General features: G+C 70.5%; 23 protein-coding genes and 3 tRNA genes. 8 read left to right on the forward strand and 18 right to left on the reverse strand.

The window, feature by feature from the left end; all coding sequences use genetic code 11:
- The first annotated feature begins 45 nt into the window (after positions 1-45).
- The 5 genes from EUA93_RS03430 to EUA93_RS03450 are packed head-to-tail and all read left to right on the forward strand — an operon-like array spanning position 46 to position 5,008.
- Positions 46-837 (forward strand): IclR family transcriptional regulator, encoded by a 792-nt coding sequence (locus tag EUA93_RS03430; RefSeq protein WP_165355041.1) that lies wholly within the window; start codon positions 46-48, stop codon positions 835-837.
- On the forward strand, positions 834-1,499 hold the full coding sequence (locus EUA93_RS03435) for a corrinoid protein (protein WP_129398751.1): 666 nt from the start codon (positions 834-836) through the stop codon (positions 1,497-1,499). Before EUA93_RS03430 ends, EUA93_RS03435 begins: the two co-directional genes overlap by 4 nt.
- Positions 1,496-2,374 carry a dihydropteroate synthase gene (locus EUA93_RS03440; protein WP_129398753.1) on the forward strand — a complete coding sequence of 293 codons (879 nt, stop codon included), beginning with the start codon at positions 1,496-1,498 and terminating at the stop codon, positions 2,372-2,374. The genes EUA93_RS03435 and EUA93_RS03440 overlap by 4 nt, the downstream gene beginning before the upstream one ends.
- The gene (locus EUA93_RS03445) at positions 2,371-4,362 is read left to right on the forward strand and encodes an ASKHA domain-containing protein (RefSeq protein ID WP_129398755.1); all 1,992 of its coding nucleotides are present in this window, start codon (positions 2,371-2,373) and stop codon (positions 4,360-4,362) included. The genes EUA93_RS03440 and EUA93_RS03445 overlap by 4 nt, the downstream gene beginning before the upstream one ends.
- Positions 4,292-5,008, forward strand: coding sequence for a DUF1638 domain-containing protein (locus EUA93_RS03450; RefSeq protein WP_165355042.1), 717 nt, complete (start codon positions 4,292-4,294; stop codon positions 5,006-5,008). The genes EUA93_RS03445 and EUA93_RS03450 overlap by 71 nt, the downstream gene beginning before the upstream one ends.
- Here the strand turns inward: EUA93_RS03450 and EUA93_RS03455 are convergent.
- From EUA93_RS03455 to rplJ, 3 genes are all read right to left on the reverse strand, one after another.
- Positions 5,005-5,853: a methylenetetrahydrofolate reductase gene (locus EUA93_RS03455; RefSeq protein ID WP_129398757.1), complete on the reverse strand. Its 849-nt coding sequence runs from the start codon at positions 5,851-5,853 to the stop codon at positions 5,005-5,007. The two genes, EUA93_RS03450 and EUA93_RS03455, sit on opposite strands and share 4 nt — an antisense overlap.
- Before the next feature lie 156 nt (positions 5,854-6,009).
- Positions 6,010-6,402, reverse strand: a complete 393-nt coding sequence (gene rplL / locus EUA93_RS03460) for a 50S ribosomal protein L7/L12 (RefSeq protein WP_129398758.1) — start codon at positions 6,400-6,402, stop codon at positions 6,010-6,012.
- A gap of 79 nt (positions 6,403-6,481) precedes the next feature.
- Entirely contained in the window at positions 6,482-7,147 is a 666-nt protein-coding gene (rplJ, locus tag EUA93_RS03465) for a 50S ribosomal protein L10 (protein ID WP_129398760.1), read from the reverse strand.
- Between the two features lie 296 nt (positions 7,148-7,443).
- On the opposite strand from rplJ, the gene EUA93_RS03470 reads away from it, so the two are divergent.
- Positions 7,444-8,433: a DnaB-like helicase C-terminal domain-containing protein gene (locus EUA93_RS03470; protein ID WP_129398762.1), complete on the forward strand. Its 990-nt coding sequence runs from the start codon at positions 7,444-7,446 to the stop codon at positions 8,431-8,433.
- 16 nt (positions 8,434-8,449) lie between these two features.
- Here the strand turns inward: EUA93_RS03470 and EUA93_RS03475 are convergent, their stop codons facing one another.
- The 6 genes from EUA93_RS03475 to EUA93_RS03500 form a co-directional block, all read right to left on the reverse strand.
- Positions 8,450-9,313, reverse strand: a complete 864-nt coding sequence (locus EUA93_RS03475) for an SCO4651 family lipoprotein (protein WP_129398764.1) — start codon at positions 9,311-9,313, stop codon at positions 8,450-8,452.
- A gap of 160 nt (positions 9,314-9,473) precedes the next feature.
- On the reverse strand, positions 9,474-10,196 hold the full coding sequence (gene rplA / locus EUA93_RS03480; protein WP_129398766.1) for a 50S ribosomal protein L1: 723 nt from the start codon (positions 10,194-10,196) through the stop codon (positions 9,474-9,476).
- Positions 10,197-10,286: 90 nt separating this feature from the next.
- Positions 10,287-10,718 (reverse strand): 50S ribosomal protein L11, encoded by a 432-nt coding sequence (rplK, locus tag EUA93_RS03485; protein ID WP_129398768.1) that lies wholly within the window; start codon positions 10,716-10,718, stop codon positions 10,287-10,289.
- Between the two features lie 221 nt (positions 10,719-10,939).
- Positions 10,940-11,788: a transcription termination/antitermination protein NusG gene (gene nusG, locus EUA93_RS03490; protein WP_242497221.1), complete on the reverse strand. Its 849-nt coding sequence runs from the start codon at positions 11,786-11,788 to the stop codon at positions 10,940-10,942.
- Between the two features lie 50 nt (positions 11,789-11,838).
- Positions 11,839-12,096, reverse strand: a complete 258-nt coding sequence (gene secE / locus EUA93_RS03495) for a preprotein translocase subunit SecE (protein WP_129398770.1) — start codon at positions 12,094-12,096, stop codon at positions 11,839-11,841.
- A 42-nt stretch (positions 12,097-12,138) separates the two neighbouring features.
- Positions 12,139-12,211: transfer RNA gene (locus tag EUA93_RS03500), tRNA-Trp, on the reverse strand.
- A gap of 116 nt (positions 12,212-12,327) precedes the next feature.
- Between EUA93_RS03500 and EUA93_RS03505 the strand changes: the two genes are divergently transcribed.
- A complete protein-coding gene (locus EUA93_RS03505) occupies positions 12,328-13,356 on the forward strand; it encodes an adenosine deaminase (protein ID WP_129398772.1) in 1,029 nt (342 codons plus the stop codon).
- Positions 13,357-13,371: 15 nt separating this feature from the next.
- Here EUA93_RS03505 and EUA93_RS03510 read toward each other — a convergent pair whose 3' ends face one another.
- The 6 genes from EUA93_RS03510 to EUA93_RS03535 form a co-directional block, all read right to left on the reverse strand.
- A complete protein-coding gene (locus tag EUA93_RS03510) occupies positions 13,372-14,421 on the reverse strand; it encodes a UDP-N-acetylmuramate dehydrogenase (RefSeq protein WP_129398774.1) in 1,050 nt (349 codons plus the stop codon).
- Positions 14,414-14,815 (reverse strand): MaoC/PaaZ C-terminal domain-containing protein, encoded by a 402-nt coding sequence (locus EUA93_RS03515; protein WP_242497222.1) that lies wholly within the window; start codon positions 14,813-14,815, stop codon positions 14,414-14,416. Before EUA93_RS03515 ends, EUA93_RS03510 begins: the two co-directional genes overlap by 8 nt.
- Positions 14,812-15,216: an FAS1-like dehydratase domain-containing protein gene (locus EUA93_RS03520; protein ID WP_129398776.1), complete on the reverse strand. Its 405-nt coding sequence runs from the start codon at positions 15,214-15,216 to the stop codon at positions 14,812-14,814. The genes EUA93_RS03515 and EUA93_RS03520 overlap by 4 nt, the downstream gene beginning before the upstream one ends.
- Positions 15,217-15,326: 110 nt before the next feature.
- Complete coding sequence (gene rpmG, locus EUA93_RS03525; RefSeq protein ID WP_090969093.1) at positions 15,327-15,497, reverse strand: 50S ribosomal protein L33; 171 nt, start codon at positions 15,495-15,497, stop codon at positions 15,327-15,329.
- A gap of 37 nt (positions 15,498-15,534) precedes the next feature.
- Positions 15,535-15,611 (reverse strand) — tRNA-Met (locus EUA93_RS03530).
- A 38-nt stretch (positions 15,612-15,649) separates the two neighbouring features.
- Positions 15,650-15,722: transfer RNA gene (locus tag EUA93_RS03535), tRNA-Thr, on the reverse strand.
- A 147-nt stretch (positions 15,723-15,869) separates the two neighbouring features.
- On the opposite strand from EUA93_RS03535, the gene EUA93_RS03540 reads away from it, so the two are divergent.
- Complete coding sequence (locus tag EUA93_RS03540) at positions 15,870-16,601, forward strand: class I SAM-dependent DNA methyltransferase (protein WP_129398778.1); 732 nt, start codon at positions 15,870-15,872, stop codon at positions 16,599-16,601.
- Positions 16,602-16,603: 2 nt separating this feature from the next.
- Here EUA93_RS03540 and EUA93_RS03545 read toward each other — a convergent pair whose 3' ends face one another.
- The 3 genes from EUA93_RS03545 to EUA93_RS03555 form a co-directional block, all read right to left on the reverse strand.
- Positions 16,604-17,191, reverse strand: coding sequence for a DNA-3-methyladenine glycosylase I (locus tag EUA93_RS03545; protein ID WP_242497223.1), 588 nt, complete (start codon positions 17,189-17,191; stop codon positions 16,604-16,606).
- A 34-nt stretch (positions 17,192-17,225) separates the two neighbouring features.
- Positions 17,226-18,143 (reverse strand): pirin family protein, encoded by a 918-nt coding sequence (locus EUA93_RS03550; protein WP_129398780.1) that lies wholly within the window; start codon positions 18,141-18,143, stop codon positions 17,226-17,228.
- 61 nt (positions 18,144-18,204) lie between these two features.
- On the reverse strand, positions 18,205-20,604 hold the full coding sequence (locus tag EUA93_RS03555) for an FdhF/YdeP family oxidoreductase (protein WP_338036337.1): 2,400 nt from the start codon (positions 20,602-20,604) through the stop codon (positions 18,205-18,207).
- Positions 20,605-20,669 lie beyond the last annotated feature (65 nt).

Below are 20,669 nucleotides of genomic sequence, written 5' to 3' on the forward strand. Positions count from 1 at the left end.
ACATCATGGAACTCGTTGGGAACCCCCTCGGACGAAGGAGTCGTCGTGAGTGACGCCGCCACCGGCACGCAGGCGCTCGACCGCGCCGCGGACCTGGTCGCGACCGTCGTCCACGCCGACGAGCCTCTGACGTTCGGCGAGCTCCAGGACTCGAGCGGGCTGGCCAAGTCCACGACCTCACGGCTCCTCACCGGCCTCGAGCGCTCCGGGCTGCTGGAGCGCGACGACTCCGGGTCCTACGTCGCCGGCCGGCTCTTCTGGCTCTACGCCGCCCGCCACGACCCGTGGGAGGAGCTGGTCCGCCTCGCCCGCCCCGTGATGGAGGAGACCGGTGAGGCCACCGGCGAGACCGTCCACCTCAGCGTCTCGCGCGCCGAGCGGGTGGTGCAGGTCGCCCAGGTCGACTCCACCTTCCTCCTCGGCACCCGCGACTGGACCGAGATCGACGTGCCCGTGCACTGCTCGGCGCTCGGCAAGGTCTTCCTCGCGTGGAGCGACCTGGCCCTGCCCGAGGGCGACCTCGAGCGCCCGACGCCCGCCACGATCACCGACCGCGCCGCCCTGCGCCGCGACGGCCTGCGTGCCCGCGAGCGCGGCTGGGCCATCACCGACGACGAGCTCGAGATCGGCCTGACGGGTCTCGCCGTCCCGGTCCTCGGCATCCACGGCGACGTCGTCGCCGCCCTGGGCATCTCCGGGCCCACCCCCCGCCTGCAGGAACGGCTCGACGACCTCGGCCGCCACCTGCTGGACCAGTCCACCGCGTTGTCGGCACTGCTGCGCGGCCCGGCCAAGCCCTCTCACCGATCCGTTCGCACGCAGGAGGTTGTCGCATGACTCCCGAGGAGATCCTCAAGGCCCTCTACGAAGAGACGCTCACGGGCAACGCCCCGCGGGTGCTCGACCTGACCAACCAGGGCCTCGAGCTCGACATGGAGCCCCAGTCGCTCCTGTTCGACGCCCTGATCCCCTCGCTCGAGGAGGTCGGTGCGCGGTTCGAGCGCGGTGACTTCTTCGTCCCCGAGATGCTCATCGCCGGTCGCGCGATGGCCGGCGCGATGGAGCGGCTGCGCCCGCTGCTCGCCGAGACCGGGGTCGAGACCATCGGCAAGTTCCTCATGGGCACCGTCAAGGGCGACGTCCACGACATCGGCAAGAACCTCGTCAACATCATGCTCGAGGGCGCCGGCTTCGAGGTCATCGACCTCGGCGTGCAGGTGGCCCCGGAGAAGTTCGTCGAGGCCATCGACCTCCACCAGCCCGACATCGTCGGCTTCTCGGCGTTCCTCACCACCACGATGCCGATGTTCAAGGCCAACATCAACGCGCTCGAGAAGGCCGGCATGCGCAACGACGTCATCGTGATGGTCGGCGGCGCGCCCGTGACCCAGGAGTACGCCGACGCGGTCGGCGCCGACGGCTACGCCGCCGACGCCTCGCAGACCGTCAGGCGCGCCAAGGCCCTGATCGAGGCCAAGCGCGCGAAGGTGATGGCATGAGCCTCCACACGGTGCTGCGCTCCGCCACCAAGGAGGTCGTGATCGGCCACGACCAGCCGTTCTGCGTCATCGGCGAGCGGATCAACCCGACGGGCCGCCGCATCTTCCAGGAGCAGCTGCGCGCCGGCGACTTCTCCGCCATCGAGCGCGACGTCAAGGCCCAGGTCGAGGGCGGCGCCAACGTCCTCGACATCAACATGGGCGTCCCCCTGACCGACGAGCCCGAGCTGCTGGCCAAGGCCGTGCAGATGGTCCAGGAGCTCACCGACCTGCCGATCTGCATCGACTCCTCGGTCGTCGAGGCGCTCGAGGCAGGCCTGTCGGTCTACCAGGGCCGCGCGCTCGTCAACTCGATCACCGCCGAGGACGACCGCATGGCGGCGATCCTCCCGCTGGTCAAGAAGTACGACGCGGCGATCATCGCGCTCCCCAACGACCACGACGAGATCCCGATGGAGGCCGACAAGCGCGTCGAGCTGACCGGAAAGATCATCCGCGTGGCCACCGAGGAGTACGGCATCGCGCAGGCCGACATCGTCATCGACCCGCTGGCGATGCCCATCGGCGCCGACACCGGCACCAGCCTGGTCACCTTCGAGGTCATGCGCCGGATCCGTGACGACTTCGGCGTGAACATGACCTGCGGTGCCTCCAACGTCTCGTTCGGCATGCCCGGTCGGCACACGCTCAACGCGACCTGGCTGCCGATGGCGATGGCCTCGGGCCTCACCAGCGCGATCATGGACGCCCGGACGCCGATGATCGTCGAGTCGGTGCGAGCCGCCGACGTGTTCCTCGGCCACGACGACTGGGGCATGGCGTGGATCTCCGCGCACCGGGCCAAGCAGGCGGCGGCGGAGGCGGCCACAGCGTGACGCAGCCTCCCGAGGGGCCCGACTTCTCGATCGCCGACGTGGCCCGTGAGGGCCTGATCGAGAGGCCGGGCACCGAGCCCGTCCCCCACGACGGCACCGGCCGCGTGGACCTCGCCTTCACCGTCCACAGCAAGGCGGAGGGCGGCGCCGACGTGCCGCCCGCCCAGCGCTCCGTGCGCGTCCCGCCCGGCGTCACCGTCTTCGACGCGGCGTCGTGGAACGGCATCGCGATCGACTCCACCTGCGGTGGCCACGGCACCTGCCACAAGTGCAAGATCCAGATCACCTCCGACGTCGACGTGCCGATCACCCGGCACGACGCGCGCACCTTCACCGAGTCCCAGCTCACCGACGGCTGGCGGCTCGGCTGCCTGGTGCACGCCACCCGCGACCTGAAGGTCGAGGTGCCGCCGCTGACCACGCGCCCGAAGGCCGCGACCGTCGGCATCGGCCGCCAGGTCATCCTGCGCCCGGCGCTGCAGAAGAGGTACGTCGAGCTCGCCGAGGCCACGCTCGCCGACCAGCGCACCGACCTGGTCCGGTTGACCGACGCCATCGACGACCTCGAGCTCACCGCCGACCTCCACGTCCTGCGGCGGCTCTCGACCGTGCTGCGGCAGTCGGACTTCAAGGTCACCGCCGTGATCGTCGACGAGGACCTCATCGACGTCGAGCCGGGCGACACGACCGGGTCGCGCTACGCCATCGCGTTCGACCTCGGCACCACGACCGTCGTCGGCACCCTCCTCGACGTCAGCACCGGCACGCCGATGGCGGTCACGTCGATGCTCAACGCCCAGCAGCCCTTCGGCGGCGACGTGATCACCCGGATCAGCGCCACGATGATGGACCCCGAGGCGCTCGGCCGGCTCCAGGACGCTGCGGGCCGCACGCTCGCCGAGCTCGCCGAGCAGGTCTGCCGTGAGGCCGGGGTCGACCCCGCCCACGTCTACGAGGTCGCTGTCGCCGGCAACGCCACGATGACCGCGCTCGCCCTCGGCATCGACCCCGAGCCGCTCGGCGTCGCGCCGTTCGTGATGTCGGCCGCTCAGCCACCATCGGTGCTCGCCTCCGACATCGGCCTCAGCGTCCACCCCCGCGCCCGGGCCTTCTTCTTCCCCGCGCTCGGCGCCTACGTCGGCGGCGACATCGTCGCCGGCATGCTGGCCACCGGCATGGACCGCGACAAGCGCACCCGGCTCTTCATCGACGTCGGCACCAACTGCGAGATCGTGCTCAGCGACGGCGAGACCATCCTGTCGACGGCGGCACCGGCAGGCCCGGCCTTCGAGGGCGGCGCCATCCGCTGCGGCATGCGCGCCGCCGACGGCGCCATCGAGGTGATCAAGCTCGACCCCCGCGCCGAGGGCGAGGACCCCGCGGTCACCCTCGGAGTCATCGGCGACGTCGAGCCCAAGGGGCTGTGCGGCTCCGGTCTCGTCGACGCGGTGGCCGAGCTGGTGAAGGTCCGGCTGCTCGACTCGAGCGGTCGCTTCGTCCCCGACGAGGACGCCAAGGAGATCGCACCCGCCCTGGCCGACCGGATGGCACGCATCGGCGAGGAGCGTGTCTTTATCCTCCACCGCCCCACGCCCGACGCCGAGCCCAACGAGTGCGTCTACCTCTCCCAGCGCGACGTCCGCGAGCTCCAGTTCGCCAAGGCCGCGATCTCGACCGGCTGGTCGCTCCTCCTCGAGGAGCTCGGACTCGAGCACCGCGACGTGCAGCAGGTGCTGCTCGCCGGCTCGTTCGGCAGCTACCTCTCCCCCGCCTCCGCGGTCCGCATCGGGCTCGTGCCGCAGCTGCCGGTGCTGCGCATCGTCGCGGCCGGCAACGTGGCCGGAGAGGGCGCGAAGATGGCCCTGCTGTCGGTCCGCGAGCGGGCCGGCGCACTGGCCCTGCTCGAGGAGGTGACCTATGTCGAGCTCTCGGACCGACCCGACTTCAACGACGCCTTCGTCGACCAGCTCTCCTTCCAGGCACCCTGACCGCCACCCTGACCGCCACCCCGACCGCCTTCCCGATCGCCAGCCCGATCGCTCGGGTCGCACCGCGATCATCGCCTGCGGCGCGATCGCCCAGCCGGCCGCTGCCGTCGTCGAGCGCAACGCCTGGCCCGTCGACGTGCACCCGCTCCCCCCGCTGCTCCACAACCATCCCGACCGCATCGCCCACGACGTGCGCGAGCTCGCCCTCCACCTCGGCGCGACCTACGGCCGCGTGGTGATCGGCTACGCCGACTGCGGGACCTACGGCGCGCTCGACGAGGTGTGCCGCGAGCTCGGGCTGGAGCGGTTGCCGGGACTGCACTGCTACGACGTGTACGCCGGCCCGTCCCGCCTCGAGAGGTTCTTCGACGAGCAGCCGGGGACCTACCTGCTCACCGACTTCCTGGTGCGCTCGTTCGGGCGCACGGTGATCCAGGAGATGGGCCTGGACCGCTACCCGGAGCTGCGGGACACCTACTTCGGCAACTACACGCGCGTCGTGTGGCTGGCCCAGTCGCCCGACGACGACCTGCGCGCGCTGGCCGAGCAGGCAGCGGCGAGCATCGGCCTGCCGCTGACCGTCGTCGAGACGGGTGACCACGGCCTCGAGGCCGCCATCGCCGACCTCGTCTCCCCCGCTCCCTAGGAGCCGCGGAGCCGCTCGAGCATGTCGGTGCGCCAGGCCTCGGTCTCGCCGATCTGGTTGAACGTGAAGACGTGGAGGCCCTCGACGAGCGCGCCGTCCTCGCCGAGCGCGGGCGCGCACTTCTCCAGGAAGCTCTCGCCGGTGAAGCCGCCGGGGGCGGCGAGGCGCGCGAAGAGCCCCTTGTTCTTGGCGAGGAACTTGGTCGACTCGCCCACGCCGATCTTGGTGGCCATGCCCAGCAGCTTCGTGCGCTCGACGGGCCCGGGGATGCCGAGCAGGAGCGGCATCGTGACGCCGCGGGCGCGGAGGCGTCGTACCCAGTCCTTAACGACGGCCGGGTCGAAGGTCAGGTTGCTGACGATGTGGGTGGCGTAGCGGCGCTTGTCCCACATGGACTGGACCGTCAGGTCGTCGTGGATCGTCGGGTGCGACTCGGGGTAGCCGGTGATGCCCACGTGCGCGAAGGGCGAGCCGAGGTCCTTCAGGTCCTCGAGCAGCGCGAGTGCGTCGGGATAGTCACCGGCAGCCTCGGCGTCGCCGCCGGGGACGAAGACGCTGGTGATGCCCTTGCCGGACAGCCGGTCCACGATCTCGGACAGCTCGGTGCGACCGGTGACCATCCGCGCCGCGATGTGCGGGACCGCGGTGTAGCCGTGCCCGGCCAGGCGCTCGGCGAGGTCGAAGGTGGCGTCCAGTCCCTTCGAGGGCGAGGCCGTCACCGTGATGGTGCGGTCGCGCGGCAGGTGCTCAAGCACCTTGTCCTCGGTGGTGGCCGTGGGCAGCACCTCGTAGCGGGCGTTCTTCAGGAGACGGACCAGCGTGGCCGCCGACTGCTTGTTGCGCATAATGCGACTCGTTTCGTGATGCGCATCCGACGTCGCCAACTCTAGTGCGTACGGGCGCGTGACGACAGGCCCTCGGGCCCACGAATTGTCGTCCGGAATGGCACGAGGGGCGGCCACCTCTCGGTGACCGCCCCTCGTGGTGCGACTAGCGGATCGTCACTTGACGGTGACGGTGGCGCCGGCGGCCTCGAGGGCCTCCTTCGCCTTGTCCGCGGCAGCCTTGTCGACGTTCTCGAGGATCGTCTTGGGCGCGGCCTCGACGAGGTCCTTGGCCTCCTTCAGGCCGAGGGAGGTGAGGGCGCGCACCTCCTTGATGACGTTGATCTTCTTGTCGCCGGCGGCCTCGAGGACGACCTCGAAGTCGGTCTTCTCCTCGGCGGCGTCGGCGCCGGCAGCGGCACCACCGGCGGCCGGGGCGGCGGCCACGGCGACGGGGGCGGCGGCGGTGACGCCGAAGGTGTCCTCGAACTGCTTCACGAACTCGGAGAGCTCGATGAGGGTCATCTCCTTGAAGGCCTCAAGGAGCTCGTCGGTGCTGAGCTTCGCCATGATGGCAAACCTTTCGTCTGTGGCGCTGCCGCGAGGTGCGACCGCGCCGGGGTTTCAGGTGGTGTACGTCGGCCTGGGCTCAGGCGTCGGTGGACTCGGCGGCCGGCTCGGCAGCCTCGTCGGTCGCCTCGGGCTCGTCAGCTACCTCCGAAGAAGCGGCCTCCTCGACCGGGGCGTCCTCGGCAGCCGGAGCAGCCGGCGTGCCGGCACCACCTGCGAGGATCGTGGGGTCCTGCTCGGCCTTGGCCTGGAGCGCACCCGCGAGACGGGCGGCCTGGGCGATCGGCGCGTTGAGCAGGTAGACGGCCTGGGAGAGGCTCGCGAGCATCGCGCCCGCCAGCTTGCCCATGAGCACCTCACGCGACTCGAGGTCGGCCAGCTTGGCCACCTCTGCCGCGTCGAGGGGCTTGCCGTCGAGGACTCCACCCTTGATCACAAGGGCGGGGTTCGCCTTGGCAAAGTCACGCAGACCCTTGGCAGCCTCGACCACGTCTCCATTGATGAAGGCGATGGCGGTGGGGCCGACCAGCAGGTCGTCGAAGCCTTCGATGCCCACCTCGGTGGCGGCGATCTTGGCCAGCGTGTTCTTGACCACGGCGTAGTTGGCGTTCTCACCGAGGGAGCGGCGCAGGTCCTGCAGCTGCTTCACGGTGAGCCCGCGGTACTCGGTCAGTACAGCGCCGGCCGAGTCGTTGAACGAGTCAACGATCTCCGCAACGGCGGCAGTCTTGTCTGCCCGCGCCATGGGTCTCCTTCCGGGGTTGACCACCGGTCTCGGGCCCACAAAGACGAACGCCCCGAGCGCAGGCTCAGGGCGTTGGTGCGATCAGATCGCTTGCTCTGTCCCCTGCGCGGGCCGCTCGCTGCTGCGAGCCTTCAGTCTCGGGCGAGGAGCCCGTGACCACCTGCGGTCTCTGGTTTCGAGATGGAACAGTACGCCGCAGCCCGGGAGCCGCCAAATCGGCGCGGACGCGAGCCGGCTCACGCCCCGAACTCCGGCATTCTCCTGCCGCCGACGCCCGTGACTGGTTCCATGGTCGGGTGGATGACCAGCTCACGACCGTCGGGGTCTCGCTCGCGCGCAGCGACGAGCGCATGCTCACCGGCCGCAACGCGGCCGGACGCGTGTGGAAGACCGGATTCGGGGGCCTCGACCCCCAGATCGGCGGCGGCATGCGTGCCGGCTCGCTGCTGCTCCTCGCGGGGCCGCAGGGCATGGGCAAGTCGACGTTCGCGCTCCAGATCGCCCGCAACAACGCCGCGAGCGGTCGCCCGGTCCTCTACTTCTCCTACGAGCACGACGCCGAGGACATCACCCAGAAGCTGCTGGCCCTCGAGGCCGGCGAGCTCGACGAGTCCGACATGGTGCGGGTGAACAACATCCGCTCGATCTTCGACGACCTCTGGGTCAGCTCCCTCGAGCACCGCATGGAGTCGGTGCCGGCGGGCTCCGAGGCGCTCGCCCGCATGCAGCAGTACGCCGACATGCTCTTCCTGCACCGCTCGACCGGCACCCGGACCGACCTGGTCGCGATCCAGGAGACGATCGACACCGTCCGTGACATCGCCGGCAGCGTGCCGCTCGTGGTCGTCGACTACCTCCAGAAGGTGAAGTCGCACCAGTCGGGCGACGAGGCGAAGTCGACCGAGATCGTCGAGGGCCTCAAGGACCTCGCCATCGACATCGGTGCCCCGGTCCTCGCGATCGCGGCCGCCGACAAGGAGGCGCTGCGCTCCGGTCGCCGGATGCGGGCCAACGACCTGCGCGGCTCCAGCGCCCTGGCCTACGAGGCCGACGTGGTGATGGTGCTGAACAACAAGTTCGACATCGTCGCGCGCCACCACCTCACCTACGACCTCAACAACGCCGAGCGCTTCAAGGACTTCGCGGTCCTCTCCGTGGAGAAGAACCGCTTCGGCCGCGACGGCGTGGTGCTCCAGTTCCGCACGCGCTTCGACCAAGGCCGCTACGAGTCCGAGGGCGCGGAGGTCAAGGAGCAGCTGATCGACGAGCGCGTCTTCGTGGAGTGACCTCCTCCGGGCCGGATCAGGCGCCGGGGAAGTCCTCGGTCACCTCGTCGGCCGGCGGGGCCTGGATGTCGACGTCGGTGCCGAAGTCGGTGTAGGTGCCCTCGCTGGTCTGGCTGGTGGGCGAGCCGCCGCTGGCGCTGGGGATCTCCATGGTCTGGGAGAACTTGCGAGGCAGGTTGTCGCCGTCGACCCACATCTCGGTCACCAGCTCCTTGGGGAGCATCTCGGCCATCGAGGCCGGGAAGCCCATCGCGTCGAGGTACTTCGAGGGGTCGAGGGTGATCCGGTAGTGGTTCGTCTCGACGCCGTCGACCTCCTCGGAGCCGACCAGCTCGAGCTTCTTCGGCTCCTCCATCGCCTTGAACATGACCTCGGGGTCGGTGGCCTTGCCGATCATGCCGAACAGCGAGTTCGGGTCGCTCAGGTCGATCTTGATCCACTTGTCGCCGGTGCCGAGGTCGGGCGACTTCATGTACATCACCTGGTCCAGCAAGATCAGCTCCATCGCCTGGGCGCCGGCGCTCGAGGCCTTCATCTCGACGCCGTCGTCGCCGAAGCGGGCCTGCCCGGTCATCTCCTGGGTCTGGCCGGACGCGCCCGAGGTGGTGGTGAAGTTGAAGGTCTCCGCGTCCTTCATCGCCGCCATCACCGACGGGTAGAAGTCGGCGCCGGACAGCTCGGCGAGCGCCGCGGTCGTCTCGCTCGGCTCCTCGCTCGGGGACTCGCTGGCGTCGGTGCCCGCGTCGGTGCTCTCGTCGGTGGCCGAGCTCGGGGAGTCGGAGGCGCCCGAGTCGTCGCTGCTGCAGGAGGTGACGCCGACGCCGATGGTCAGCACCAGTGCAGCGGTGCCGAGGCGGCGGGCGAGAGGGGTGATGCGCATGGTGGATCTCCTGGCAGGACGTGGATGGGCAGATCGCTGGGCGGGGCACGATGCCCGACGCCTTCCTACCCGATGGTTCCACACCGAAACGGCGCGGGTCGCGAAATGCAGGACGGCCCGGCCGCCCCGAGGGGCGACCGGGCCGACAGGCTGCGGTGGATCAGGCCTCGGCGGACTCGTCCTCGGCAGCGACGTTCTTGACCCGGTTGGGGTCGACCTGGATGCCGGGGCCCATGGTCGTGGAGACGGTGATCTTCTTGATGTAGCGACCCTTGGAGCTGGCCGGCTTCAGGCGGAGCACCTCGTCGAGCGCCGCGGCGTAGTTCTCCGCGAGCTGGGTCTCGGAGAACGAGGCCTTGCCGATGATGAAGTGCAGGTTGGCGTGGCGGTCGACGCGGAACTCGATCTTGCCGCCCTTGATGTCCGTGACGGCCTTGGCGACGTCGGGGGTCACCGTGCCGGTCTTCGGGTTCGGCATGAGCGAGCGCGGGCCGAGGACGCGGCCGAGGCGACCGACCTTGCCCATCATGTCGGGGGTCGCGACGACGGCGTCGAAGTCGAGCCAGCCGCCGGCGACCTTCTCGATCAGCTCGTCGCCACCGACGAACTCGGCGCCGGCCTCACGGGCGGCGTCGGCCTTGTCGGCGTTCGCGAACACCAGGACACGGGCGGTCTTGCCGGTGCCGTGCGGGAGGTTGACGGTGCCGCGGACCATCTGGTCGGCCTTGCGCGGGTCGACGCCCAGGCGCATGACGACGTCGAGGGTCTCGTCGAACTTCTTCTTGGAGCTGCCCTTGGCGATCTTGATGGCCGCAAGCGGGGCGAAGATCTCGTCCTGGTCGAACGACTCTGCCGCCGCGCGGTAGGTCTTGCTGCGCTGCATGGTCTTCTCGTTTCTCTGGTGCGAAGGATGTGGTTAAGGAGCCAGCGCGGCTCTCCCACGTGGTACTTGCTGACGAGCTCGCAGGCTCGCTCAGCTGTCGGTCGTGACGCCCATCGAGCGCGCAGTGCCCTCGACGATCTTCATGGCCGCGTCGATGTCGTTGGCGTTGAGGTCAGGCAGCTTGGTGGTCGCGATCTCGCGGATCTGGTCCTTGGTCAGCTTGCCGACCTTCTCCTTGTGCGGGACGCCGGAGCCCTTGGAGAGACCGGCAGCCTTCTTGATGAGCTCGGCGGCCGGCGGGGTCTTGGTGATGAAGTCGAACGTGCGGTCCTCGTAGATGGTGATCTCGACGGGGATGACGTTGCCGCGCATGGACTCGGTCTGGGCGTTGTAGGCCTTGCAGAAGTCCATGATGTTGACGCCGTGCGGGCCGAGCGCCGTACCGACCGGCGGGGCCGGGGTGGCCGAACCGGCCTGCAGCTGCACCTTGACGAGTGCGGCGATCTTCTTCTTGGGAGGCATTGCCTTCTTCTTTCTCTCGTGTGGTCATGACGAGGGCACCTGCCCTCTGCCACGGGTTGTTGCTCGTTCATTGTCGCCCTGGTCCGGGCTCACCGTGAAATCGGGATCTCACGGGCCGGTTTCGAGACGCGTCACCCGGCCCCTCGCTTCGCAGCGCGTCCGGGCCGACGCTCCTCAACCTCTTCGCCCTGCGAAGTCCTCGCAGGCTCGGCCTTCGGGGCTCAGACCTTCTGGATCTGGCTGAAGGAGAGCTCGACCGGGGTCTCGCGGCCGAAGATCTCGACGAGCGCCTTGACGCGCTGCGACTCGGCGTTGATCTCGGTGATCGTCGCGTGGAGCGTGGCGAACGGGCCGTCGACGACCATGACCGAGTCCGAGACGTCGAAGTCGGCGACCTCGACCGGCTTGCGCGGCGTGGTGGAGGAGCCCTTCTCGCCCGAGGCGGCGGCCTCGGCCTCGGCGACGGCCACGACGGCCGGGGCGAGCATGTCCTCGACCTCGCTCATGCTCAGCGGCACGGGCTGGTGGCTGTGGCCCACGAAGCCGGTGACCGACGGCGTGTGGCGCACGGCGGACCAGGACTCGTCGGTGAGGTCCATGCGGACCAGGACGTAGCCGGGCAGGACGGTGCGCGTGACCATCTTGCGCTGGCCGTTCTTGATCTCCGCGACCTCCTCGGTGGGGACCACGATCTCGTGGATGTAGTCCTCCATGTTGAGCGAGATGATGCGGTTCTCGAGGTTGTGCTTGACCCGCTTCTCCATGCCGGAGTAGGTGTGCACCACGAACCAGTCGCCGGGCTTGGCCCACAGCTCGCGGCGGAAGGCCTCGAGCGGGTCGTTCTCCTCGGCGGTCTCGTCGGAGTCCTCGGTGGCGTCGTCGTCGGAGTCCTCGGTGGCGTCGTCGTCGGAGTCCTCGTCGGCGCTGTCGTCCGTGGGCTCGGGGGCCTCGGTGGACCCGGTGGACTCGTCGACCGTGTCCTCGCTGCCCGCGAGGTCGTCCTCGAGGGTCTCCTCGACGTCGGTCTCGACCTGGTCGTCGACCTGGTCCACGTCAAAGTTGTCAGACACGTCTCACTCCGTAGTTCGTTGCTGGGTGTGGGGGACGGGGTCCCCCGTCGTCACTGGACGCTGCTGCCGCCGGTGAAGAGCTCGAAGACCAGCTTGCCGAACGCCAGGTCGAGCACCGTCACCAGGATCATCAAGACGATGACGAACACCAGCACGACGAAGAAGTAGGTGATCAGCTGCTGCTGGGTGGGCCACACGACCTTGCGGAGCTCGGCCACCACCTGGCGCAGGAACGTGGCAGGGCTGGTGCGCCCACGGTCGTCGCCGCGCGAGTCGCGCCGGTCCTGAACCGCGTTGCCGTCGGCCACGTCATCCACCTTCTCGTCGTTGCTGAGTTGCAGTGCTTCTCGCAGGGCACGAGGGACTTGAACCCCCAACCTTCGGTTTTGGAGACCGATGCTCTGCCAGTTGAGCTAGTGCCCTCCGGTGGTCGATCCCCATCGCTGGGGGCATGCCGAAGCATCTGGCGAAACCACCAATCGGGAAGCATACGGGGCCGACCCATGTCGGGTCGAACCGAGGTGCCTACGATGCCGGGCATGGCGGACGACGTGCGGCGGCTCGGTGACGTGACCCGCCTGCCGAAGGCCCACCTGCACCTCCACTTCACCGGTTCGATGCGCCACGCGACGCTCCTCGAGCTCGCCGAGCGCGACGGCATCCTGCTGCCGGACTCCCTGGTCGAGGAGTGGCCCCCGCAGCTCAGCGCGGCCGACGAGAAGGGCTGGTTCCGTTTCCAGCGGCTCTACGACGTGGCGCGCTCGGTGCTGCGCACGCCCGACGACGTACGACGTCTCGTGCTCGAGGCGGCCGAGGACGACGTGCGGGACGGCGGCCGGTGGCTGGAGATCCAGGTGGACCCGAGCGGCTACGCGGCGCGCTTCGGCGGGATCACCGCGTTCACCGACCTGGTGCTCGACTGCGTGCGCGACGCCTCCGAGCGCACCGGGCTCGGGATCGCCGTGGTGATCGCCGCCAACCGCACCCGGCACCCGCTCGACGCCCGCACGCTGGCCCGGCTCGCCGGGCAGTACGCCGGACGGGGCGTGGTCGGCTTCGGGCTCTCCAACGACGAGCGCCGCGGCACCACCGCCGACTTCGAGGGCGCGTTCCGGATCGCGGAGCGCGCCGGGCTCCTGCTCGCGCCGCACGGAGGCGAGCTGCGCGGCCCCGACCACGTGCGCCAGTGCCTGGACAGCCTCGGCGCGCAGCGCCTGGGCCACGGCGTCCGCAGCGCGGAGGACCCGGCGCTGCTGGACCGCATCGTCGAGGCGGGCGTCGCGCTCGAGGTGTGCCCGGTCTCCAACGTGTCGCTGGGGGTCTACTCCGACCTCACCTCGGTGCCGCTCCCGCAGCTGCTCGCGGCCGGTGCGACCGTCGCGCTGGGTGCTGACGACCCGCTGCTGTTCGGCTCCCGGCTGGCCGGCCAGTACGCCACGATGCGCGCCGCCCACGAGCTCGACGACGCCACCCTCGCCCGGCTGGCGGAGATGTCGTTCGAGGCCTCCCGGGCTCCGTCCGACGTCGTGGCGACCGCGAAGCGCGACATCGCCGCCTGGCTCGGCTGACCTCCCCACCCCCGGTCAGAGGGCGCAGCCGACCGTCACGGGCTCGTTGACGAGGGTGACGCCGAAGCGCGACCGCACGCCGTCGCGGACCTCGCGGGCGAGGGTGAGCAGCTCCTCGGTGGAGGCGCCGCCGCGGTTGGTCAGGGCGAGGGTGTGCTTGGACGACAGGGCAACCCGCTCCCCCGCGGCCGCACTGGCGTAGCCCTTGCCGAAGCCCGCGTGCTCGATGAGCCAGGCGGCGCTGGACTTGACGGTGCCGTCGGGCTGCTCCCAGCGAGGGGCATCCGCGGGCAGGGCGGCGGCCTGCTCCGGCGTGAGGAACGGGTTGGTGAAGAACGAGCCGGCCGACCAGGTGTCGTGGTCGTCGGCGTCGAGGACCATGCCCTTGCCGCGGCGCAGCGCGAGCACGGCCTGGCGTACGTCGGCAGCCGGGGCGCGCTGCCCCTCGGCCACGTCGAGCGCGCGGGCGAGCTCGGCGTACTGCACCGGGGTCGCGAGCGAGGCCTGGCGGAACTGGAAGGTGATGTCGAGGACGACGTGACGGCCCGGGTCGGCCTTGAAGCGGCTCGAGCGGTAGCCGAACCGGCACTCGGCGGCGGCGAACGAGCGGACACCGCGGAGCGTCCGGTCCCAGACCCGCACGCGGGCGATGGTCTGGGCGACGTCCTGCCCGTAGGCGCCGACGTTCTGGATGGGGGTCGCGCCGACGGAGCCGGGGATGCCCGACAGCGCCTCGATCCCGATCCAGCCGCGCTCGACCGCCAGCCCGACGAGGGCGTCCCACGACTCGCCGGCGGCGACCGTCACGGTCGCGCCCGAGCACGACGGGTCGCCGGAGTCGTCCACGTCGGCGCTCACACCCGTGGTGGCGACCTCGACGACGCGGCCCTCGAAGCCGGCGTCGGCGACGACGAGGTTGGAGCCGCCGCCGAGCACGAGGACCGGGGTGCCGGCCGCGTCGGCCTCGCTGACCGCGGCGACGAGCTCGTCCTCGGTGGTGGCGCGGACCCACTCGCGACCGGGACCGCCCAGCCGCAGGGTGGTGTGGTCGCGGAGCTCAGGCACGCACGACTGCCTTGGGCATGCCGAGGACCTTCTGGCCCTCGCAGGTGACCTCGAGGGCGAGGGTGACGAGCCCGTCGGCGACGGACTTGACCGAGCCGGCGACCACCACGTCGGCGCCACCCTCGGCGGGCACGACGACGGGGCTGGTGAACTTCGCGCCGAGGTCGACGACCTCGGCGCCGCCGGTCCACTCGGCGACGGCACGGCCGACCAGGGCGAGGGTGTACATCCCGTGCGCGATCACGCCGGGGAGGCCGACGCTGCGGGCGACCTCCTCGTCCTGGTGGATCGGGTTCTGGTCGCCGCTGGCAGCGGCGTAGGCCACCAGGTCGGCGCGGGTGACCGTGAAGGTCCTGGTCTCGAGGACGTCCCCGGCCTGCATCGGGCTGGTCACTGCGCACCTTCCGATCCCGACGAGTGGACGAGCGTGGCCTTGCCGGTGCAGACGACCGCGCCGGTGGCGTCGGTGATCTCGCTGGCCGTGGCGATGATGTCGGCGCCGCCGATCTGGCGCAGCCCGGTGACGGTGAGCGTCGCGCTGAGCTCGTCGCCGGTCGCCAGCGGGCGGGCGTAGGCGAAGCGCTGCTCGCCGTGGACGATGCGGTGCAGGTCGACCTGCTCGGCGTCGAAGAACGCCATCATCGCGTCGAAGGCCAGCACGATCGGGAAGGTCGGGGGCACGTCGCCACCGGGGTGGCCGACGGCCGCGGCGAAGGCGGCGACGCGCTCGGGGGTGACGGTCAGGGGTGCCGGCGCGGGGAACTCGCGCCCCACCAGGGAGGGGTCCACAGGCATGCCACGACCCTAGCCGTGAAGCCGCGACCAGACGCGCCGAGGCCGACCTCCGGAAAAGCACGACGACCCGTCCGAGGACTCGGACGGGTCGGGTGCGACGAAGAACAGCGTCAGCGGGTCTCGCGGTGCGCCGTGTGGTTGCGGCAGCGCGGGCAGAACTTCTTCAGCTCGATCCGGTCGGGATCGTTGCGACGGTTCTTCTTGGTGATGTAGTTGCGCTCCTTGCACTCGGTGCACGCGAGCGTGATCTTGGGGCGAACGTCAGAGCTCTTGCTGGCCATCGGAGATCCTTGGGTTGCTGGTGGAGCGGAGATTTGGTGGTAGCGGGGGCGGGACTCGAACCCGCGACACCACGATTATGAGCCGTGTGCTCTAACCACCTGAGCTACCCCGCCGCGGAGGCCCGACCGCCCGTGAAGGAGGTCCGACCCAGAGCCCCTTTACGGAATCGAACCGTAGACCTTCTCCTTACCATGGAGACGCTCTGCCGACTGAGCTAAAGGGGCAACGACGGAGAACGATACACACGCCCCGCCGCGATGAGAAATCGGCTCCGAACAGCGGCTTCCGAGCGTGGATCCGGGTCCTGTCGGCGACGCCCGGACGGGCCATTTCGGTGGCGTCGGGCGGCGCTTCGGGGCAGCGTGGTGACCATGAGCAGCAGCGACTACTGGGACGCCGAGAGCGCGGCGTCGTACGACGACAGCTCGGCGTTCATGTTCGCGCCGGAGGTGCTCGACCCCGCGGTCGACTTCCTCGCCGGCCTCGCCGGTGACGGACCGGTCCTCGAGCTGGCGGTGGGCACCGGACGGGTCGCGATCCCGCTGCTCGACCGGGGCCTTGCGGTGCGCGGGATCGAGCTCTCGCAGCCGATGGCCGACCGCCTCCTCGAGAAGCGCCCCGGCTTCGAGGTGGCCGTCGGCGACATGGCCACGACGACCGTGCCCGGGGAGTTCAGCCTGGTCTACGTCGTGTGGAACAGCATCGGCAACGTCCGCACCCAGGCCGAGCAGGTCGCGGTCTTCCGCAACGCGGCCGCCCACCTCGCGCCGGGTGGCCGGTTCGTCGTCGAGCTGTGGGTGCCCGGGATCCGACGGTTCCCGCCCGGCCAGGAGGCCGTGCCGTTCCACGTCGGACGGCACCACGCGGGGTTCGACACCTACGACATGACCACCCAGCAGGGCACCTCGCACCACTACCACCGGCACGACGACGGCTCCGTGACCTACGGCGCGAGCAACTTCCGCTACATCTGGCCGGCCGAGTGCGACCTGATGGCCCAGCTCGCCGGGATGGACCTCGAGCAGCGCGTCGCCGACTGGCACGGCGCGCCCTTCACCAACGACTCCGAGAGCCACGTGTCGGTCTGGCGCACGCCGCTCTGACCTCAGGCGGTGCCGCGGCGGTGGCAGCCCGCGAGGTGGTCGTCGACGAGGCCGATGGCCTCCATCAGGGCATACATCGTGGTGGGGCCGACGTGCGCGAACCCGGCCTTCTTGAGCGCCTTGGACAGCGCCAGTGACTCCGGCGAGGTGGTCGGCACGTCGCCGGTCAGCACCGGGGCCGGGCCCGGCTCGGGCCGGAAGGACCAGATGAGGTCCTCGAGCCCGCCCCGGTCGCGCAGGGCGACGGTGGCGCGGGCGTTGGTGATCGCGGCCTCGACCTTGCGGAGGTTGCGCACGATGCCGGTGTCGGCCATCAGCCGCTCGACGTCACGTGGGCCGTAGGCCGCGACCGTGTCGGCGTCGAACCCGGCGAACACCTCGCGGAAGCGGGGCCGCTTGTTGAGGATCGTCAGCCAGGAGAGACCGGACTGGAACGCCTCCAGCGTGAGCCGCTCGAGGTGCGCGGCCTCGCCCGCGACGCGCACGCCCCACTCGGTGTCGTGGTAGGCGACGTAGACGTCCGAGCTCGCCCCCCACGGACAGCGAGGGATGCCGTCGTCGCCGACGACGGGGCCGATTCCGGTGTCCACGCAGGCATCCTCGCGCACGCCACCGACAGGGGCGTCAGTGCCGGAGCTTGAGGCGGACGTTGGGCATCTCGGGCGCCGGGATGGAGTCCATGTCGAGGTCGACCACGCCGAAGCGTCCGTCGACCTGCCGGCCGTCGGCGAGCTGCGCCTGCCACTCCTCGCGGTAGCCGACGATCTCGTCGTGGGTGCGACCGATGAAGTTCCACCACATCACGATGGCCTCGCCGAACGGCGGACCCCCGAGCACCAGCATCCGCGACTCCTCGAGCGCGGTGATGGTGAGGGTCGTACGGCCCGTGGCGACGTAGGCCAGGTCGCTGGGCTTGAGCTCGACGTCGTCGACGGAGACGAGACCGACGTCGAGCATCACGCCGTGCTCGAAGCCCTCGTCGACCTCGATCTCGAGCGTCTTGCCGGTCGCGAGCATCAGCTCCGCGCCGAGCAGGGGCGTGTGGGTGGTGACCGGGGACTCGGCCCCGAGCAGCGAGCCGAGGAACACCCGCGCCTCCCAGCCCGGCCCGCGCACCGGCCTCGGCGCGAAGTGCTCGAAGGTCGGGTCGGTGTCGCGGCTGCCGTCGGGCAGCGCGATCCACAGCTGGGCGCCGTGCAGCACCTCGGTGCCGGCGGTGGAGACCTCGGAGTGGCTGATCCCCCGACCCGCGGTCATCAGGTTGAGCTCGCCGGGGCGGACGGTCGCGTGGTTGCCGGCCGAGTCGCGGTGCTCGATCTCGCCCTCGAAGAGCCAGCTCGCGGTCTGAAGCCCGGTGTGCGGGTGCGGCGCGACGACCATGCCACCCGTCTCGGTGACCTCGTCGGGGCCGTAGTGGTCGACGAAGCACCACGCACCGATGAGCGAGCGGTGGCGCTGCGGGAGCGTGCGGCGTACGCGCATGGCCCGGGGACCGCCCAGAGGGACCTCGCGCGAGGTGAGCACGTCGATGTGCGGGGTCATCGCACGCCACCGTACCCGCCCCGGCGAATCCGTGTGGCGGAGTCCACGGAGATGGCCGGGCTCAGCTCAGGTGGTGGGGCCGTACGTCGCTGCGGCCGGCGCCGCCGCTGTCGCTCGCCTCGCCCCCGGCGTGCCACGTGCCGCGCTCCGCGAGCCGGACGACGAGCGACTTCGACGCCGGCGTGCGGCTGCCCTCGGCCGTGTGGTCGAGCGGGACGAGCGGGTTGGTCTCGGGGTAGTAGGCGGCCGCGCAACCGCGGGGCTGGTCGTAGCCGACGATGCGGAAGTCGCGGGCGACCCGCTCGCTGTAGTCGCCCGTGCGCGGGTCGGTCCACTCGCCCACCAGGTCGACGACGTCGCCCTCGGACCAGCCCAGCGCGGCGACGTCGTCGGGGTGCACGAACACCACCCGGCGACCGTTCTTGATGCCGCGGTAGCGGTCGTCGAGGCCGTAGATCGTGGTGTTGAACTGGTCGTGCGAGCGCAGCGTCTGGAGGATCAGCCGGCCCTCGGGCACCTGGAGCACCTCGACCGGCGTCACGCTGAGCACCGCCTTCCCGGAGGTCGTGGTGAACGTGCGGCTGTCGCGCGGCGGGTGCGGCAGCACGAAGCCGCCTGGCGTGTCGACGCGGCGGTCGTAGTCGTCGCAGCCCGGGACCACGCGAGCGATCCGGCGACGGATCTCGGTGTAGTCGGCCCTCAGGGCGGCCCACGGCACGACGTGGTCGGCCCCGAGGGTCGCGAGGGCGGTCGAGCAGACGATGTCGACCTCCGAGCGCAGGTGCGGCGAGGCCGGCTTCAGCGGGCCCTTCGAGGCGTGCACGGCCGACATCGAGTCCTCGACGGTGACCCGCTGCTCGCGACCACCGGTCATGTCCTTCTCGCTGCGACCGAGGGCCGGCAGGATGAGCGCCTCGCCACCGGTGACGACGTGCGAGCGGTTGAGCTTGGTGGAGACCTGCACGGTCAGCGCGGCGTTGCGCATCGCCTTCTCGGTGACCTCGGTGTCCGGGCTGGCACCGACGAAGTTGCCGCCCATCGCGAAGAAGACGCGGGCCTCGCCGTCCTCGAGCGCGTGGATCGCCGCGACCGTGTCGTGGCCGTGCTTGCGCGGCGAGGTGATGGAGAACTCCGCGTCGAGCCGGTCGAGGAAGTGGTCGGGCACGCGCTCCCAGATGCCCATGGTGCGGTCGCCCTGGACGTTGGAGTGGCCGCGCACGGGGCACACCCCCGCCCCCGGCTTGCCGATGTTGCCCTGCAGGAGGGCGAGGTTGACGATCTCCTTGATCGTGCCGACGGCGTTGCGGTGCTGGGTGATGCCCATCGCCCAGCAGGTGATGGTCGCCGGGGAGTCGCGGAAGTACGTCGCCGCCTCGGTGATCTGGGCACGCGTCAGCCCGGTGGCCCGCTCGACCTGCTCCCAGTCGAGGTCGGCGACGTGGGCGACGTAGTCCTCCAGGCCGGTGGCGTGCTCGGCCAGGAACTCGTGGTCGAGCGCGTCCCACTCGACGAGGAGGTGACCGATCGCCTGGAAGAGGGCGAGGTCGCCGTTGATGCGCACCGGCAGGTGCAGGTCGGAGAGCGCCGTGCCGCCACCGACCACGCCCTTGGCGTGCTGCGGGTTCTTGAAGCGGACGAGGCCGGCCTCCTGCAGCGGGTTGATCGAGATGATCTTCGCCCCGTTGCCCTTCGCCTCCTCGAGCGCGCTCAGCATCCGGGGGTGGTTGGTGCCGGGGTTCTGCCCGACGACCACGAGGAGCTTGGCCTGGTGGATGTCGTCGAGGCTGACCGACCCCTTGCCGATGCCGATCGTCTCCACGAGCGCGGTGCCGCTCGACTCGTGGCACATGTTCGAGCAGTCGGGCATGTTGTTGGTGCCGAAGGAGCGGACGAAGAGCTGGAAGGCGAAGGCGGCCTCGTTGGAGACCTTGCCGGAGGTGTAGAACACCGCCTGGTCGGGGTCGTCGAGCGCGTTGAGGTGCCGCCCGACGGTCGCGAAGGCGTCGTCCCACGAGATCGGCTCGTAGTGGGTGGCGCCGGCACGCAGGACCATCGGCTCGGTGATCCGGCCCTGCTTGCCGAGCCAGTACTCCGACTTGCCGGCGAGGTCGGCGATCGAGTGCCGGGCGAAGAAGTCGCGGTCGAGCAGCTCCTTGGTCGCCTCCTCGGCGACGGCCTTCGCGCCGTTCTCGCAGAACTCGGCCGCGTGGCGGTGACCGGCGTCCGGGTCGGGCCAGGCGCAGCCCTGGCAGTCGAAGCCGTCGACCTGGTTGATCTTCAGCAGTGTCTGCGCGGTGCGGACGGGGCCCATCTGGCCGACCGCGCGGCGCATGGCGACGGCCACGGCCGTCACGCCGGCGGCCGCGTGGGCCGAGCCGTCCACCTCCGGGTCGTCCTCGACCGGGTCGATCTCGGGAACGCCTCGCAGGCGGTCGGTCACCTTCTTCGTCAGCCGCGTCACCTCCCCCATCCTGCCTCCTCGCCCCAGCGGAGCGACAGAGGCGTTAATGCTTCGTGGGATCGCGG

Source organism: Nocardioides oleivorans (genome assembly GCF_004137255.1).
GTDB classification, from domain to species: Bacteria; Actinomycetota; Actinomycetes; order Propionibacteriales; family Nocardioidaceae; genus Nocardioides; species Nocardioides oleivorans.